This window comes from Flavobacterium aquaticum, from assembly GCF_003259835.1.
Lineage (GTDB): Bacteria > Bacteroidota > Bacteroidia > Flavobacteriales > Flavobacteriaceae > Flavobacterium > Flavobacterium aquaticum.
In genome coordinates this window covers 57,090-73,642 of record NZ_QLMI01000007.1, presented here as the reverse complement: position 1 = coordinate 73,642, position 16,553 = coordinate 57,090, and the positions used below count along the sequence as shown (strand labels likewise).

The window sequence follows — 16,553 nt, the reverse complement described above, 5'->3', positions numbered from 1 at the left end:
ATGATAACAATTAAAGAAGCTCTTACTAAAAAAGAAATGAAAGATTACGTAATGTTTTCTTTCGAATTGTATAAAAATAACCCTTATTGGATTCCGCCAATTATAGCTGAGGAATTAGAAACTTTTGACAAAACAAAGAATCCTGCACTTCAAACTGCAGAAGCACACTTTTATTTAGCTTACAAAGACAACAAAATTGTTGGTAAAATTGCCGCAATCATAAATTGGGAAGAAGTCAACCTTTTAGGAAAAAGAAAAGCTCGTTTTGGTTGGTTTGATGCTATTGACGATATTGAAGTTACGAAAGCTCTTTTAGATAAAGTGGAAAAATTAGGACGTAAACACAACATGGATCACATGGAAGGTCCTATGGGATTTTCTAATTTAGACAAAGTTGGTATTCTAAGTGAAGGTTTTGACCAAATGGGCAACATGATTACTTGGTACAGTTTTCCTTATTATATTACTCACTTTGAACAGCTTGGTTTTGTAAAAGAGAAAGAATACATTGAAAGTGATTTCTCTTTTAACGGTATTAATCCAGAACCATTTCAAAAAGCAAGTGAATTGATAAAAAAACGTTACGAGTTACGTAGTCTGAATTTCACAAAAACAAAAGACATTATGCCTTATGTGGACAAAATGTTTGATTTGTTTAATGAAACCTATGCCAAACTACAATCGTTTGTTCCAATAAATGATATTCAAAAAGCTTATTTTAAAAAGAAATACATTGGTTTTATCAATCCAGAATTTATCAAATTTATTGTCGATAAAAATAATAACATGATTGCTTTTGCTATTGTGATGCCTGGTTTTGCACAAGCACTTAAAAAAGCGAATGGAAAACTGTTTCCTTTTGGCTTTTATCATTTATTACAAGCGCGAAAACACTCAAAAGAAGTTGTTTTTTATTTAATTGGAATAACACCAGAATATCAAAGTAAAGGAGTTACTGCTATTGTTTTTGACGAATATTATAAGGTGTGTCAAGCAAAAGGAATTGAAACCTGCATAAGAACTCCCGAATTAGAAGAAAATCATGCGATTCATAATTTATGGAAGCATTTTAATTCGAAAATTAATAAAAGAAGAAGAACGTATAAAAAAGAGTTATAACAAAAAAGGGATTCAAATTGAATCCCTTTTTTTATAGTTTTAATAAATGTTATTCTACATTTTCAACAGTTGAAGCTGCAATTTTAGCATACGTTCCGTTTACTAATTTTTCACGAATTGCTTCAAAAGCTGTTAATGTTTCATTAATATCCTCGATTGTGTGAGAAGCCGTAGGAATCATTCTCAATAAAATAATACCTTTTGGAATTACAGGATACACTACAATTGAAAGGAAAATTCCGTAGTTTTCACGTAAATCGTTTACCATAATCATTGCTTCTGGAATAGAACCTTCAAGATAAACTGGTGTAATACAAGTATTTGTATCACCAATATTAAATCCTTTTTCTTTTAGTCCGTTTTGTAATGCATTTACGTTTACCCATAATTTATCTTTAATTTCAGATGAATTACGCAATAACTCTAAACGTTTTAATGAACCAATAGTTTGAATCATTGGTAACGCTTTGGCAAACATTTGCGAACGTAAGTTGTATTTTAAATAATCGATAACATCTTTATCGGCAGCAACGAATGCACCAATATTTGCCATTGATTTTGCAAAAGTTGAAAAATAAACATCAATTCCGTCTTGACAACCTTGCTCTTCTCCTGCTCCAGCACCTGTTTTACCAAGTGTTCCAAAACCATGTGCATCATCAACTAACAAACGGAAATTGTATTTTTCTTTCAAGGCAACAATTTCTTTCAATTTACCTTGCTGTCCTCGCATTCCGAAAACCCCTTCTGTAATGAATAAAATTCCTCCACCAGTTTCTTCAGCCATTTTAGTAGCTCTTTGAAGGTTTTTCTCCATACTTTCAAGGTCGTTGTGCTTGTATGTGAAACGTTTTCCCATGTGTAAACGTACACCATCAATAATACAAGCATGCGAATCAACATCATAAACAATGATATCGTTTTTAGTAACCAAAGCGTCAATGATAGACACCATTCCTTGGTAACCAAAGTTTAATAAATAAGCCGATTCTTTCATTACGAAAGCAGCTAATTCTTGTTCTAATTGTTCGTGATATTTTGTGTGACCACTCATCATACGAGCTCCCATTGGGTAAGCCGCTCCAAATTGCATTGCTGCTTCGGTATCTGCTTTACGTACTTCTGGATGATTTGCTAATCCTAAATAGTCATTCAAACTCCAGTTTAAAATATTTTTTCCTTGAAATTGCATTCTCGGACCTAATTCGCCTTCTAATTTAGGGAATACAAAATATCCTTCTGCTTGTGAAGCCCATTTTCCTAACGGACCTTTATTGTTTTGAATTCTTTCGAATAAATCTTTTACCATGATATATAATAGGTGTTAAAAACGAAGCAAAAGTATAAAGAAAAAAGTTTTTATTATAAATTTTAAGCCTAAAAAAATTCACTGATAAAATAAAAATTCAAAAAAGCTTGGTAAATCAATAAATGCAATTACCTTTGCACCGAACGACACAGAAATGTGGTTACACGTTCACCTTAAAAGTCGGGGGCTCCACCTCGACTTTTTGCTTTTTATACATTTCGTATCTTTGCTTTTTTAAATCATTTTTCATGAAACTCGTATTTGCATCTAACAACAAAAATAAAATTCAGGAAATTCAGGCTTTAGTTCCCAATACTATCCAAATTTTAAGCTTAGAAGAAATTGGTTGCACCGAAGATATCCCAGAAACAGCTGATACCATTGAAGGGAATGCGATTTTAAAAGCTAATTACGTTACTTCCAACTATGGTTACGATTGTTTTGCTGACGACACCGGTTTAGAAGTCGAAGTTTTAAACGGAGCTCCTGGAGTTTATTCTGCAAGATATGCAGGCGAACAAAAGGATGCCAACAATAATATGGATAAACTTTTATCGGAATTAAAAGGCAAATCGAATAGAAAAGCTAATTTTAAAACCGTTATTGCACTAAACCTAAACGGTAAACAAAACTTATTTACAGGAATCATTAACGGAAAAATAATTGGCGAAAAAATCGGAACCAACGGTTTTGGTTACGATCCAATTTTTGTCGCTGATGGATATGAAAAAACCTTTGCTGAATTGACTATGGAAGAAAAATCAACCATTAGTCATAGAGGAATTGCTGTAAAAGAACTTATTCTTTTTTTACAAAAACAGAGCCTATAGGTAAACTCCAATTGTACTTAAAGGCTATTAATCTGAAAGAAATAATAAAAACCGCGACTATTAATGAAATAATATTGCTTTGTATTTGTAACTCTTGTAATAAGAAGAACAAAATTCCCCCAGCAATACAAAGCGTAGCATAAATTTCCTTTCGGAACAAAACCGGAATTTCATTACACAAAATATCGCGAATAACACCTCCAAAAGTAGCCGTAATAGTTCCTAAGATTACACAAATAACTGGGCTTAGTCCAAATTCCAAACCTTTTTCTAAACCAATTAAGGTAAAAACCCCTAATCCAATCGTGTCAAATAAAAACATGGAGATACGTAAACGCTCTAAATAGCGATTAAAAACAATTGAAAGAAAAAATCCAAGGGTAATAATGTAAACATAATCGATATCTAACATCCATCCTACTGGCGTTCTTCCTATCATGACATCGCGAACCGTTCCTCCACCTAAAGCCGTTACAAAAGCTATACAATATACGCCAAACAAATCTAATTTTTTGTAAATAGCAGTCAAAGCACCTGAAATAGCAAATACTAATGTTCCAATAATGTCTAGCAGTTCAAACATAGCTCTTATTTTGATACAAAAATACCTCACTTTCTAATTTTTTTAGCACACTTTCTTGCAATAAAACATATTTTATAAAATCTGTGAAAAAACACAAAAATGTAATTAATTGAAAATCAATTAGTAACAAATTAGTTAATCTGATTTATAAAGCGTACCTTTGCACCCAATTTAAAATATTTTATGAATAAATTTGAACAATTAGGATTGAATGAGTCGCTACTGCTGGCGATTAAAGATCTAGGATTTGAGAATCCGTCAGAAGTACAAGAAAAAGCGATTCCAGTACTATTGGAACAAAACACAGATTTAGTTGCCCTAGCGCAAACAGGTACAGGGAAAACCGCAGCTTTTGGTTTCCCGCTAATTCAAAAAATTGATGCTGAGAACAAAAATACTCAAGCCTTAATTTTATCGCCAACACGTGAATTATGCTTACAAATCACCAACGAGATTAAATTATACTCAAAGTACATAAAGGGGTTACATACTGTGGCTGTTTATGGTGGTGCAAGCATTACAGAACAAGCTAGAGAAGTTAAACGTGGTGCACAAATTATTGTGGCTACACCAGGTAGAATGCAAGACATGATTAACAGAGGTCTTGTAAACATTAAAAACATCGATTTTTGTATCTTAGATGAGGCAGATGAGATGTTAAACATGGGATTCTACGAAGACATTTGTTCCATTTTATCGGACACACCAGACGAGAAAAACACTTGGTTATTCTCTGCAACAATGCCTGCTGAAGTAGCGCGTATTGCGAAACAATTCATGTCGAGCCCAGAAGAAATTACGGTTGGACACAAAAATTCAGGTTCGGCTACCGTTTCTCACGAATATTACGTAGTAAACGCAAGAGACCGTTATGAAGCTTTAAAACGTTTAGCTGATGCTAATCCAGACATTTTCTCAGTAGTTTTTTGTAGAACAAAACGTGATACACAAGCAGTTGCTGAAAAATTAATCGAAGATGGCTACAACGCAGCGGCTTTACACGGAGATTTATCGCAAGCACAACGTGATGGCGTAATGAAATCATTCCGTGGTCGTCAAATTCAAATGTTGGTTGCTACTGACGTTGCAGCTCGTGGAATTGACGTTGATAATGTAACGCACGTAGTAAATTATCAATTACCAGACGAAATTGAAACCTACAATCACCGTTCGGGAAGAACTGGTAGAGCTGGAAAATTAGGAACTTCAATTGTAATCGTTACGAAAAGTGAATTGAGAAAAATTCATTCAATCGAGCGTATTATCCAACAAAAATTCCAAGAAAAAACAATCCCTTCTGGAATTGAAATCTGCGAAATTCAGTTATTACACTTAGCGAATAAAATTAAAGACACAGAAGTTGATCATGATATTGACACCTATTTACCTGCAATTAATGAAGTTTTAGATGGTTTATCTAAAGAAGAGTTAATTAAGAAAATGGTTTCTGTTGAATTTAATAGATTCATTAACTATTACAAATCAAAACGTGATTTAACAGGCGAAAGAGGAAGTGATAGAGAAAGAAGTTCTGAACCAAGAGAAATTAGAGCGGGTGATCCAGTTCGTTATTTCATCAACATTGGGGCTAGAGACGATTTCGATTGGATGCAATTAAAAGATTTCATCAAAGAAACTTTAGATTTAGGCAGAGATGACGTATTTAAAGTAGATGTAAAAGAAGGTTTCTCATTCTTTAATACCGATGGTGAACATACTGACAAAGTAATGTCTGTTCTTAACGGATATGACATGAATGGTCGTAGAATCAACGTTGAAATTTCTAAAAACGACGGTGGCGGAAGACGCGATCACAACGGAAGAAATTCTGGTGGCGGAAGACGTGAAGGCGGATTTAGAGGTGAAAGAAGCGGTTCTGCTCCAAGAAGAGAAGGCGGAAGAGACGGAGGTTTCAGAAGCGATAGAGGTTCGGCTCCAAGAAGAGAAGGTGGAAGAGATGGAGGTTTTAGAGGAGAAAGAAGCAGTTCGGCTCCAAGAAGAGAAGGCGGATTTTCTGACAGAGCTCCAAGACGTGCTGAAAGCGCTGGAGATTCATCAAGACCAAGAAGACCAAGAAGAAGCTAACGATTTTCGTTAATTTTCTTATAATTTTATAGAAAACTACAAAATATCACCTTTTGATTCGTATTTTTGAATCAATAATTTAAAGGATGAGATATTTTGTAGTTTTTCTTTTTGCATTAATTTCTAATATCTGTTTTTCACAAACAGATTCTCTGGTAAAGAATATAAAAGGTACCGTAATTCATAACGATACTAAGCTTCCAATGGCTAACGTTCACGTTATTAACGCTTCACGCGTAAAAGGAACCGTAACCACTCCAAGCGGAACATTTGAAATTGAAGCTAAAGTAAATGACACCTTATTATTTACTTATGTGGGTTATGAAAATGTAAAAGTAAAAGTAACTAACGACTGGATTAAACAAAACCCAACTAAAATTTATCTTAGCGAAAAAACGTATGTTTTAGACGAAGTTGTAGTTGCTAAATACAATTTAACAGGCTATGTTGACGTTGATACCAAATTAATTCCTGTTGCCGATGATTCTTATCGCTACAGTATTTCTGGACTAAAAGCCGGTTACGAAGCTGGAACTTACCGACCTGGAGCCATTGCAAAAGTATTGGGTTCTATTTCAAATCCAGCTGATTTCCTGTATAATATCTTTGGCAAACGTCCAAAAGAAATGAAAAAGCTAAAAGAAATGAAAAAGGATGATACCGTTAGAAATCTTTTAGCCACTAAATTTGATAGAGAAACACTTGCAGCATTATTGGAAATCAATAAAGAAGACATTCCTTTAATTCTTCAAAATTGTAATTATTCCGAATATTTTATTCAAACTGCAAACGACTTACAAATCATGGATGCCATTAGTGCGTGCTATGAAGATTATAAAATCTTAAAGAAGAATAAATAATTTCAAATTCCTATTCACTATTTGACAATTCAGTTACTTAAAAACAGTAACGCTTAATAAAAATAGAATGAAAGCAACTCAATTATACAAAGACTTTTTTGAAAGCGAAAAATCAGGCGGACTAGTCTTAATTGCCTTTACCATGACTTCCTTGTTTATAGCCAATTCAAACTTCGGAAATTCCTACATTCATTTGTGGGAAACCCAATTTGCAGGTCATAGTATTGAACACTGGATTAACGATGGATTAATGACAATTTTCTTTTTACTAATTGGTTTAGAATTAGAAAGAGAAATATACAAAGGCGAGTTATCACATATAAAAGACGCTTTACTTCCTGTTTTTGGAGCTGTAGGCGGAATGATTGTTCCTGCAACTATCTTTTTGCTATTTAATTTTGGAACTAGTACACAATCAGGAGCCGGAATTCCGATGGCAACTGATATTGCCTTTGCTTTGGGAATTTTATCATTATTAGGAAATCGTGTACCTACTTCACTAAAAATATTTTTAACCGCCTTAGCGGTAATTGACGACCTTGGTGCAATCATTATAATTGCCGTTTTTTATACCAAAACATTATTATGGACCAACTTACTAATTGCTTTAGGGATTTTTGCTTTTTTATTAGTCTTAAATCGATTAAAAGTACACTCTCTTATTCCTTATCTTATTGGAGGAATTATAATGTGGTATTTTATGTTGCATTCTGGAGTGCATGCAACAATTACTGGAGTTTTATTAGCTTTTGCGATTCCTTTTGGAGATGGTGAAGAAAAATCACCATCCTATATTTTACAACACTTTTTACACAAACCTGTCGCATTTATCATCATGCCAATTTTTGCATTAGCTAATACTGCAATTATAATTGGTTCTGATTTTAATAGTATTATATCCCAAAATTATAGCATTGGAATTGCTTTAGGACTTATTATTGGAAAACCATTAGGAATAATTACCATCTTGTTTTTAGCAATTAAACTAAAATTGTGTCAACTTCCGAATGAACTCAACTGGAAATCCATACTTGGTGTAGGTTTCTTAGCAGGAATTGGTTTTACAATGTCGATTTTCATCACGCTTTTAGCTTTTGAAGATGAAACTATCATTAATAATTCAAAATTTATAATCTTGCTTTCTTCCTTAATTGCTGGAATAATCGGATTCATAACTTTAAAACTATCGTTGAAAGATATGCATCTCGAAGAATAAACTAGTAACTTGAATTCATTTCATGAAACTTCTTTTCAATAAACTCAATATCTTTTATCGATTTTCGAGTCCAATCTAAACGTTTTTCTAAAACTTCTTCTTCCGATAATTGCCAATCAATATTAGATTGTCTTAATCGATTCGTAATATTTTGGATAATAATCGCTGCAGAAACCGAAATATTCAAACTTTCGGTATAACCCACCATCGGAATTTTCAAAAAACCATCCGCTTGCTGAATTACTTCTTCCGATAATCCGTTTCGCTCTGTTCCAAAAAACAAAGCTGAAGGTTTAGAAATATCAAATTCGTGCAACATACAAGAGTCATTATGAGGGGTTGTAGCAATAATTTGATACCCTTTTGCTTTCATCTCATCAATACAACTTTGAACGGTTTTAAAACGATTCACATCTACCCATTTTTGAGCGCCCATTGCAATTTCTGTGTCAATTCGCTTACCAAATTTTTGTTCAATTACATTCAATTCTTGTATTCCAAAAACTTCACAACTACGCATTACTGCGCTAGTATTGTGCAATTGATACACATCTTCCATAGCAATAGTGAAATGTTTGGTTCTGTTTTTCAACACTCGTAAAAAGCCTTCTTTTCTATTCTCGGTAAGAAAACCTTCTAAATATGTTAACAACTCTTGATTAAATTTCTCCATATCGCAAAAATAATACTACTTTTTTTATTATTTTAGACAAAAAAAAGAAAATTGCATGACACAAGAAGAACTTTTGCCCCTATTACTTAAAAAAGACGATAGGTCATTTACGCTACTCTATGATAATTATTCGAAGAGTTTGTACGGAATTATTTTCAATTTAATTAAAGACAAAGAAGAAGCTGAAGATGTACTTCAGGAAGTTTTTGTTAAAATTTGGAAAAATATTGATACTTACAATACCTCTAAAGGCCGACTTTACACTTGGATGTTAAATATTGCACGTAATACTTCTATTGATAAATTACGTTCAAAAGGATTTAACAACAATCAAAAAAACTTATCTACCGATAATTTCGTACATATACTTGACGATAACTCGAAGACCATCAACAAAATAGATGCGATTGGAATTAAAGAGTTTATCAAGAAATTGAAACCAAAGTGCATCCAACTAATTGATTTGTTGTTTTTTAAAGGGTATACCCAACAAGAAGCGTCTGATGAATTAGAGATTCCATTAGGAACCGTGAAAACGCAGAACAGAAATTGTATGAATGAATTAAGACTAATGATCAATGAATAGTAGAGAATATATAGAATCAGGTATTTTAGAACTGTATGTATTTGGAAAACTTTCCGATGAAGAAATTGCGGAAGTCAATCAAATGGCAGCACAATATCCTGAAGTGAGAGAGGAAATTAAGGCTATTGAATCAGCAGTCATTAATTTATCACACAGTGTAGCACCTCATTTATCAGCAACGAATTTTGAAAAAATCAGAGCCGAATTATTAGGAAGAAGCAAAGTAGTAACCATGAAACCACGTTCAAATTGGTCACAATATACGGGTTGGGTTGCCGCAGCAGTATTAGTTATTGGTTTCGGACTTCAATTTTATAAATTAAATCAAACTAACGAAACCTTGAATAACGTTTCTACACAAAAAGACTTATTACAAGAATCGGTTGTGGATTTAGAATTGAAGAAAAAAGAATCTGAAGAAGTTTTAGCCATTTTAAGAGATACAAGTAACATTGCCGTTGCTTTAGCAGGACAACAAGTAGCACCAAACGCTTATGCAAAAGCATATTACAACAAAAACACAAAAGAAGTATACATTGATGCTTCTGGATTACCAACTCCTCCTGAAGGAATGGTGTACCAAGTATGGGCATTAAAATTAGAACCTGTTTTAACCCCTACAAGTATTGGATTGCTTGATTCGTATGCTACAAGTACAACGAAAGTAATTAAAGTAGAAAACGCAAACGAAGCACAAGCCTTCGGAATTACATTAGAACCAGCTGGCGGAAGTGCCGGACCAACAATGGAACAACTCTATACCTTAGGAAAAGTATAATATTCAAATGCGTCTTTATGGCGCATTTGTTTTTTAAAATTGCAAAAGAAAAATGAAAAAAATTGTAGTACTAACAGGTGCTGGAATTAGTGCCGAAAGCGGAATTAAAACATTCCGAGATGCTGATGGCTTGTGGGAAGGTCATGACATAATGGAAGTAGCTTCGCCAATTGGTTGGAAGAAAAATGCCGAATTAGTATTGGACTTTTACAACAAAAGAAGAGCCCAACTTTTAACAGTTATACCCAACAAAGCCCACGAAATTCTAGCCGAATTAGAAGCACATTTCGACATTCACATCATAACCCAAAACGTTGACGATTTACACGAAAGAGCTGGAAGCAATAAAGTGATTCATCTACATGGTGAATTATTAAAAGTGAGAAGCATTTCAAACGAAAACTTCGTAATCGACTGGAAACACGATTTAAATTTAGGCGATTTCGATTTAGAAGGCAATCAATTACGTCCTCACATTGTTTGGTTTGGCGAAGATGTTCCTATGATTGAACATGCTATTGATATCGTAGAAACCGCTGATATTTTAATCATTATCGGAACTTCTTTACAAGTATATCCTGCAGCAGGATTGATGAATTATGTGAATCAAAATGTTCCCGTGTATTATATCGATCCAAATCCAGCCACGATTTATGATTTACCAAATGAGTTGAAAGTTTTACCACTAACCGCAGTTGAAGGAATGAAAATTGTGAAAGAAGAACTTTTAAATTTATAGTAAAAAACTCGAAACTAATTACTCATAACTAATCACTAATTACTAAATTTGCACTTCTTTAAACAACACACAACAAAATGCAATTAACAGAATTAAACGCTATTTCGCCAATTGATGGTCGTTATAGAAGCAAAACTATTTCATTATCTCCTTATTTTTCTGAAGAAGCCTTAATTAAATACCGCGTTTTGGTAGAGGTTGAATATTTTATTGCTTTGCGCGAAGCTGATTTACCTCAATTAGCTAAAATTGACAAATCGATTTACGATTCTTTAAGAGCTATTTATAAGAACTTTTCAACCGAAGATGCACTTTGGATTAAAGAAACCGAAAAAACAACGAATCACGATGTTAAAGCGGTGGAATATTACATCAAATCTAAATTCGATAGTTTAGGATTACAAGAATTTAAAGAGTTTATTCATTTCGGATTGACTTCTCAAGATATCAACAATACAGCGATTCCACTTTCAACTAAAGAAGCATTTGAAAACGTTTATTTACCAGGTTTAGTAAGTGTAATTGCAAAATTAAAAGAATTAGCAATGGAATGGCAAAACGTTCCAATGTTAGCTAGAACTCACGGTCAACCAGCCTCTCCTACTCGTTTAGGGAAAGAGATTTTAGTGTTCGTAGAACGTTTAGAAGAGCAAATGCGTTTATTATTCAACGTACCATTTGCAGCTAAATTTGGTGGCGCAACTGGAAATTACAACGCTCACAAAGTAGCTTATCCAAACACGGATTGGAAAAAATTCGGGACAGATTTCGTAGAAAATAGTTTAGGATTACACCATTCGTTCCCAACGACACAAATTGAACATTACGACCATTTTGCAGCCTTTTTCGATGCTTTAAAACGTATCAATACGATTTTAATCGATTTAGATAGAGACATTTGGACATATGTTTCTATGGATTATTTCAAACAAAAAATTAAAGCAGGCGAAATTGGTTCTTCGGCTATGCCACATAAAGTAAACCCAATTGATTTTGAAAATTCGGAAGGGAATTTAGGAATTGCGAATGCGATTTTTGAACATCTTTCAGCAAAATTACCACTTTCAAGATTACAACGCGATTTGACTGACAGTACGGTTTTACGTAATATTGGTGTACCAATGGGACACACGTTAATCGCTTTCGAAGCTACTTTAAAAGGATTAAACAAATTGTTGTTGAATGAAGAAAAATTCGCAGAAGATTTAGAGAAAAACTGGGCGGTAGTTGCAGAAGCTATCCAAACGATTTTACGCCGTGAAGGCTATCCAAATCCATACGAAGCTTTAAAAGACTTAACCAGAACGAATACTGTAATTAACAAAGAAGCGATTCACAATTTCATCGGAACATTAAACGTTTCAGAAGAAGTGAGAGCAGAGTTAATGCAAATTACACCTAGTAACTATTTGGGGATTTAATTTCAAAATTTTCTTTATCTTTGATTATCATTTTAATCTAAACTTGTGAACGATGAAATACAACATATCCTTTCAGGAAAGAGCCAAGTTAAGCATGGAGATTTTATCCAAACAGTCATTAGTTTCCTTAGAAGAAGCGAAGCAACAAGTAATTTGGTTAAAGAAGATAAGTACTTCAAAGAAAAAGAAACAAAGAGTTTAATTGAATTTATTGAACAAAATAAATTTTGGGTCGAAAACATTAATCTTGAAAATTATATTTCTCAAGGTGCAGAACAGAAAGTATATTTAAAAGATGACAAAAGTGTTCTCAAGCTAAACGATTCCATATATTACACTTCTTGGATTGATTACCTAAATAATTTATTGCTAAATAATTATTTCTTTTCTGATACGGCTTATGAACTTTTAGGATTTTATAAGAGTGAAAATGTTTTATATGCAGTTGTAGAACAGCCATTTGTAAAAGCAACTGAGAAAACAGATTTAGAATTAGTAAAGCAATTTATGTTGAGTAATGGATTTGAAAACTCAAGAAATAATGATTATATCAATAGAAACTATGGAATTATTTTAGAAGATTTACATGATGAAAATGTATTAACTCAAAATGGTTTTTTGTTTTTTATCGACACTGTATTTTATATCATTTAAACATGCCAAAACCTATCAGTATAAAATTAATTTCCATTAGTTTACTGATAGGTTTTTTCTTTTATTCTTGTTCATCTTCCAAAACCGCAACCACAAATTCCAAAGCTGGAGTTGTTATCACATTTGACGATTATTTCGTAAACGAATGGAAAGAAGCAGATACAAAACTCTCAAAATACAATTGGAAAGTGACTTTTTGTGTGAGTAATTTTGAAAAGCTTACAACTTCAGATATCTCAAATTTAAAAGCACTTCAAAATAAAGGGCATGAAATTGCTGGTCACGGTTTTCTTCATCTCAATGCAAAAGAATTCACTAAGAAAAACAACAAACAGCACTATTTAACAGTTGAAATTTTTCCATTAATCGAAGCGTTTAAAAAAGAAGGTATTGAAATTAAATCCTTTGCTTATCCATTTGGAGCCAAAACACAAACCTTGGATTATGAATTACAAAAACACTTCAAAATCATCAGAGGAACAGCAAAAGGCGGCAAAAAAGTAGCCGACAACTCCAATTTCTACAACGGAACTCGATTAGCAAACGGAATTGGTATCGACAGCAACTACGAACATTTCAGCCTGAATTACATTACTAAAGTTTTAAATTACGCTAAAAAACACAATAAAATAGTCGTTTTTTACGGACACAAACCTGTTGAAAAGGCAACAAAAGAATATGAAGTAGAACTAAAAACAGTAGAAATAATTTGTCAATTTGTGGTTTCAAACCAAATGAAATTTTATACTCTTCGAGAACTAAATTCGTTAAAAAAATAATAAAATTAAGCGCATAGAGAATTGAAATTTTGAAAAACCAACCCTTTTCACTATTTTAGTAAAAATTCAAATTTATGCCAATATTACTAACTGCTTCCACTGTTCATTTACCCAATTTAATTAGCGATTTAGGACTAATTTTAGTCACTGCAGCCATAGCTGTACTCATTTTTAGAATCTTAAAACAACCATTAGTTTTAGGTTACTTGGTCGCTGGTTTTTTAGCAGGAAATAAATTCGGTTTTTTTCCAACGGTTAAAGACATGAATAGCGTAACGGTTTGGGCAGAAATTGGTGTAATATTTCTTTTATTCAGTTTAGGACTCGAATTTAGTTTTAAAAAACTAATGAAAGTCGGCGGAACAGCTTCCATAACCGCTTTAACCCAAATCATATCAATGGTAGCCTTAGGTTATTTCGTAGGACAATTGATGGATTGGGGAAAAATGAATAGTTTGTTTTTAGGCGTTATTTTATCCATATCTTCCACAACCATCATCTTAAAAACCTTTGACGAATTAGGCGTAAAAACACAAAAATTCGCCGGAAATGTAATTGGAGCCTTAATTGTACAAGATATTTTAGCCATTTTAATGATGGTTTTGTTGTCAACCGTTGCTGTTAGTCAACAGTTTTCTGGAACCGAATTATTGCAATCCGTTTTAAAATTGGTTTTCTTCTTAACCATTTGGTTTGTAGCGGGAATTTTCTTTATACCAACTTTACTAAAAAAAGCCAAACACCTTTTAACTGATGAAATGTTACTAATAGTTTCATTGGCTTTGTGTTTATTAATGGTCTTATTTGCTGCAAATGTTGGCTTCTCTCCTGCTCTTGGTGCTTTTATCATGGGTTCGATTATTGCCGAAACCACACAAGCGGAACACATTGAACATTTAGTAAAACCCGTAAAAGATTTATTCGGTGCGGTTTTCTTCGTTTCGGTCGGAATGTTGATAGATCCTGAAATGCTAATGAAATACGGATTTCCTGTAGCCATTTTAACGTTGGTTGTTATCTTAGGACAATCGTTAAGTGCAACCATTGGCGCTTTATTTTCGGGACAACCGTTGAAACAATCCATACAAACTGGTATGAGTTTATCGCAAATTGGCGAGTTTTCATTCATCATCGCTACATTGGGAATGACGTTGAATGTAACTAGCGATTTTTTATATCCAATTGTCGTAGCCGTTTCGGCTATAACCACCTTTACGACTCCGTTTATGGTGAAATTTTCAACACCATTTTCGTCTTATTTAGAGAAAAAATTACCAAGACGTTGGGTTAAAAAAATCGAACGATACAGCGCCAATACCGAAGCTATCAAATCGGTTAGTACTTGGCAAATTGTATTGAAAGCCTACTTAACTCAAGTAATAATTCACTCGATTATTATTGTGGCAATTATTTTACTTTCTTCGAAATATATTCTGCCCTTGGTAGAAGATTCGCGTTTTGGAAATGCCATTGCTGCTTTAATAACGGTTGTCATTTTATCACCTTTTTTATGGGCATTATCGTTGCGAAGAGTGGCTGTGGAACAAGTGCAGGAATTAATGCAAGTCAGAAAATATCAAGGTCCGATTATTGTATTGGTATTCTTTAGAATTGCGCTAACCTTATTCTATTTCGGATTTGTATTGAATGAGTTTTTCTCTCCCGTAATTGCTATTATTGCTTTAGTTATTGGAATTGTTTCTTACATTTTATTCCCGAAACGATTGCATGCTTTTTACAACAAAATCGAAGGTCATTTCTTGAAAAACTTCAACGATAGAGAAATTACGAAACAAGCCAACAAAAGACAGAATGTACTGTCACCTTGGGATGGTCACATGGCCGATTTAATTATTGCAAAAGAATCGAATTTAGCTGGTAAAACCTTAGAAGAATTAAAAATTAGAGAGCAATTTGGAATCAATATCGCTTCTATTAAACGTGGTGATGTCACGATTAATATTCCGATAAGAACCGAGCGCTTATTTCCAGGTGACGAAATCAACATAATTGGTACGGACGAACAAGTAAAATTATTCAAGAGTTACTTAGACAAGCACGAAATCGACGCTCCAGAAACCATAGAAAAAGAAGACATCATCTTACAACAATTAGAACTTAAAAACCGTGTTTGCATCGGAAAAAGCATCCGAGAATCACAAATTAGAGAGAAAACACATGGTATTATCGTAGGAATCGAACGTAACGGAAAACGTATCTTAAACCCAGAATCACACTGGATTTTAGAATCAGATGATATTTTATGGATTGCTGGCGATAGAAAAAAGATTAATGAGTTTTTGAAGGGGTAAAATACTATTTAATCTCTTTTTAAGTTATATAAAGTATTGAAAAACATACAATATGAAAACCCATTTCACCTTACTTCTGCTCTTCATTTCAGCTTTAAGTTTCAGTCAAAATCAAAACAAAATTGATTTAGAAAAACTGAAATCAAAAGTATATCAATTGGTAAACGAAGAACGTTCCAATAACGACAGAAAAGTTCTTGGTTTGGATGCTTATTTAAAAAAAGCCGCAGATGACCATGCTAAATATATTGCAAAAGCTCAAACCTTATCGCACGAACAGACTGATGCTAAAAAGCAAAGTCCAAAAGAACGCGTGTATTTTTATGGCGGAAATTCGTTTGTTCTGGTGGGTGAAAACTTATTATTTACAGGAATTAAAGACCTAGTTTACTCTGAAACTGATTTAGACACTTTAGCCTTAAAAATGTTCAATCTATGGAAGAAATCACACAATCATTTGAATAATATTTTAGATCATCAATACTTTTATACTGAAATCGGTTTTAGTATTGATTGGGAAAACAAGAAAATTTATGCAGTGCAATTGTTTGGAACGAAGTAATTAAACACGAATTTTACGAATTAGCACAAATTAATTGGTGTAAATTA

Annotated in this window: 16 protein-coding genes; 13 read left to right on the top strand and 3 right to left on the bottom strand. The window is 33.2% G+C overall.

Translation table 11 applies throughout. From position 1 onward, the window contains the following. On the top strand, positions 1 to 1,119 hold the full coding sequence (locus B0I03_RS11150) for a GTP cyclohydrolase (protein ID WP_111567519.1): 1,119 nt from the start codon (positions 1 to 3) through the stop codon (positions 1,117 to 1,119). Positions 1,120 to 1,168: 49 nt separating this feature from the next. On the opposite strand, the gene B0I03_RS11145 is transcribed toward B0I03_RS11150, so the two are convergent. Further along, positions 1,169 to 2,428, bottom strand: coding sequence for an aminotransferase class I/II-fold pyridoxal phosphate-dependent enzyme (locus tag B0I03_RS11145; protein ID WP_111567518.1), 1,260 nt, complete (start codon positions 2,426 to 2,428; stop codon positions 1,169 to 1,171). Between the two features lie 248 nt (positions 2,429 to 2,676). On the opposite strand from B0I03_RS11145, the gene B0I03_RS11140 reads away from it, so the two are divergent. Next, positions 2,677 to 3,258: a non-canonical purine NTP diphosphatase gene (locus B0I03_RS11140; protein WP_111567517.1), complete on the top strand. Its 582-nt coding sequence runs from the start codon at positions 2,677 to 2,679 to the stop codon at positions 3,256 to 3,258. On the opposite strand, the gene B0I03_RS11135 is transcribed toward B0I03_RS11140, so the two are convergent. Next, entirely contained in the window at positions 3,227 to 3,841 is a 615-nt protein-coding gene (locus B0I03_RS11135; protein WP_111567516.1) for a trimeric intracellular cation channel family protein, read from the bottom strand. The genes B0I03_RS11140 and B0I03_RS11135 overlap by 32 nt on opposite strands. Before the next feature lie 183 nt (positions 3,842 to 4,024). Here B0I03_RS11135 and B0I03_RS11130 point away from each other — a divergent pair, with 183 nt between their 5' ends. The 3 genes from B0I03_RS11130 to nhaA all read left to right on the top strand — a co-directional run bounded on the left by B0I03_RS11130 (position 4,025) and on the right by nhaA (position 8,002). Continuing rightward, entirely contained in the window at positions 4,025 to 5,926 is a 1,902-nt protein-coding gene (locus tag B0I03_RS11130) for a DEAD/DEAH box helicase (RefSeq protein WP_111567515.1), read from the top strand. Between the two features lie 86 nt (positions 5,927 to 6,012). Next, on the top strand, positions 6,013 to 6,786 hold the full coding sequence (locus tag B0I03_RS11125; protein ID WP_111567514.1) for a carboxypeptidase-like regulatory domain-containing protein: 774 nt from the start codon (positions 6,013 to 6,015) through the stop codon (positions 6,784 to 6,786). Positions 6,787 to 6,853: 67 nt separating this feature from the next. Beyond that, complete coding sequence (gene nhaA, locus B0I03_RS11120; RefSeq protein WP_111567513.1) at positions 6,854 to 8,002, top strand: Na+/H+ antiporter NhaA; 1,149 nt, start codon at positions 6,854 to 6,856, stop codon at positions 8,000 to 8,002. A gap of 1 nt (position 8,003) precedes the next feature. Here nhaA and B0I03_RS11115 read toward each other — a convergent pair whose 3' ends face one another. Further along, positions 8,004 to 8,675, bottom strand: coding sequence for a TrmH family RNA methyltransferase (locus tag B0I03_RS11115; RefSeq protein WP_111567512.1), 672 nt, complete (start codon positions 8,673 to 8,675; stop codon positions 8,004 to 8,006). 55 nt (positions 8,676 to 8,730) lie between these two features. On the opposite strand from B0I03_RS11115, the gene B0I03_RS11110 reads away from it, so the two are divergent. The 8 genes from B0I03_RS11110 to B0I03_RS11075 all read left to right on the top strand — a co-directional run bounded on the left by B0I03_RS11110 (position 8,731) and on the right by B0I03_RS11075 (position 16,506). After that, positions 8,731 to 9,261 carry an RNA polymerase sigma factor gene (locus B0I03_RS11110; protein ID WP_111567511.1) on the top strand — a complete coding sequence of 177 codons (531 nt, stop codon included), beginning with the start codon at positions 8,731 to 8,733 and terminating at the stop codon, positions 9,259 to 9,261. Then, positions 9,254 to 10,039: an anti-sigma factor gene (locus B0I03_RS11105; RefSeq protein ID WP_111567510.1), complete on the top strand. Its 786-nt coding sequence runs from the start codon at positions 9,254 to 9,256 to the stop codon at positions 10,037 to 10,039. Before B0I03_RS11110 ends, B0I03_RS11105 begins: the two co-directional genes overlap by 8 nt. A gap of 52 nt (positions 10,040 to 10,091) precedes the next feature. Beyond that, positions 10,092 to 10,778 (top strand): SIR2 family NAD-dependent protein deacylase, encoded by a 687-nt coding sequence (locus B0I03_RS11100; protein WP_111567509.1) that lies wholly within the window; start codon positions 10,092 to 10,094, stop codon positions 10,776 to 10,778. Between the two features lie 77 nt (positions 10,779 to 10,855). Then, on the top strand, positions 10,856 to 12,199 hold the full coding sequence (gene purB / locus B0I03_RS11095; protein ID WP_111567508.1) for an adenylosuccinate lyase: 1,344 nt from the start codon (positions 10,856 to 10,858) through the stop codon (positions 12,197 to 12,199). A gap of 45 nt (positions 12,200 to 12,244) precedes the next feature. Beyond that, positions 12,245 to 12,853 (top strand): putative polyvalent protein kinase domain-containing protein, encoded by a 609-nt coding sequence (locus tag B0I03_RS11090; protein WP_111567507.1) that lies wholly within the window; start codon positions 12,245 to 12,247, stop codon positions 12,851 to 12,853. Positions 12,854 to 12,855: 2 nt separating this feature from the next. Further along, the gene (locus tag B0I03_RS11085; protein ID WP_111567506.1) at positions 12,856 to 13,632 is read left to right on the top strand and encodes a polysaccharide deacetylase family protein; all 777 of its coding nucleotides are present in this window, start codon (positions 12,856 to 12,858) and stop codon (positions 13,630 to 13,632) included. Positions 13,633 to 13,706: 74 nt separating this feature from the next. Further along, positions 13,707 to 15,944: a cation:proton antiporter domain-containing protein gene (locus tag B0I03_RS11080; RefSeq protein ID WP_111567505.1), complete on the top strand. Its 2,238-nt coding sequence runs from the start codon at positions 13,707 to 13,709 to the stop codon at positions 15,942 to 15,944. Between the two features lie 52 nt (positions 15,945 to 15,996). Continuing rightward, the gene (locus B0I03_RS11075; RefSeq protein ID WP_111567504.1) at positions 15,997 to 16,506 is read left to right on the top strand and encodes a CAP domain-containing protein; all 510 of its coding nucleotides are present in this window, start codon (positions 15,997 to 15,999) and stop codon (positions 16,504 to 16,506) included. Positions 16,507 to 16,553: the final 47 nt, after the last annotated feature.

Coding starts and splice junctions, on each gene's coding strand:
- B0I03_RS11110 (WP_111567511.1), top strand. CDS start 8,731: ATGACACAAGAAGAACTTTTGCCCCTATTACTTAAAAAAGACGATAGG.
- B0I03_RS11115 (WP_111567512.1), bottom strand. CDS start 8,675: ATGGAGAAATTTAATCAAGAGTTGTTAACATATTTAGAAGGTTTTCTT.
- B0I03_RS11140 (WP_111567517.1), top strand. CDS start 2,677: ATGAAACTCGTATTTGCATCTAACAACAAAAATAAAATTCAGGAAATT.
- B0I03_RS11150 (WP_111567519.1), top strand. CDS start 1: ATGATAACAATTAAAGAAGCTCTTACTAAAAAAGAAATGAAAGATTAC.
- B0I03_RS11080 (WP_111567505.1), top strand. CDS start 13,707: ATGCCAATATTACTAACTGCTTCCACTGTTCATTTACCCAATTTAATT.
- B0I03_RS11085 (WP_111567506.1), top strand. CDS start 12,856: ATGCCAAAACCTATCAGTATAAAATTAATTTCCATTAGTTTACTGATA.
- B0I03_RS11075 (WP_111567504.1), top strand. CDS start 15,997: ATGAAAACCCATTTCACCTTACTTCTGCTCTTCATTTCAGCTTTAAGT.
- B0I03_RS11125 (WP_111567514.1), top strand. CDS start 6,013: ATGAGATATTTTGTAGTTTTTCTTTTTGCATTAATTTCTAATATCTGT.
- B0I03_RS11100 (WP_111567509.1), top strand. CDS start 10,092: ATGAAAAAAATTGTAGTACTAACAGGTGCTGGAATTAGTGCCGAAAGC.
- B0I03_RS11105 (WP_111567510.1), top strand. CDS start 9,254: ATGAATAGTAGAGAATATATAGAATCAGGTATTTTAGAACTGTATGTA.
- B0I03_RS11135 (WP_111567516.1), bottom strand. CDS start 3,841: ATGTTTGAACTGCTAGACATTATTGGAACATTAGTATTTGCTATTTCA.
- nhaA (WP_111567513.1), top strand. CDS start 6,854: ATGAAAGCAACTCAATTATACAAAGACTTTTTTGAAAGCGAAAAATCA.
- B0I03_RS11145 (WP_111567518.1), bottom strand. CDS start 2,428: ATGGTAAAAGATTTATTCGAAAGAATTCAAAACAATAAAGGTCCGTTA.
- purB (WP_111567508.1), top strand. CDS start 10,856: ATGCAATTAACAGAATTAAACGCTATTTCGCCAATTGATGGTCGTTAT.
- B0I03_RS11130 (WP_111567515.1), top strand. CDS start 4,025: ATGAATAAATTTGAACAATTAGGATTGAATGAGTCGCTACTGCTGGCG.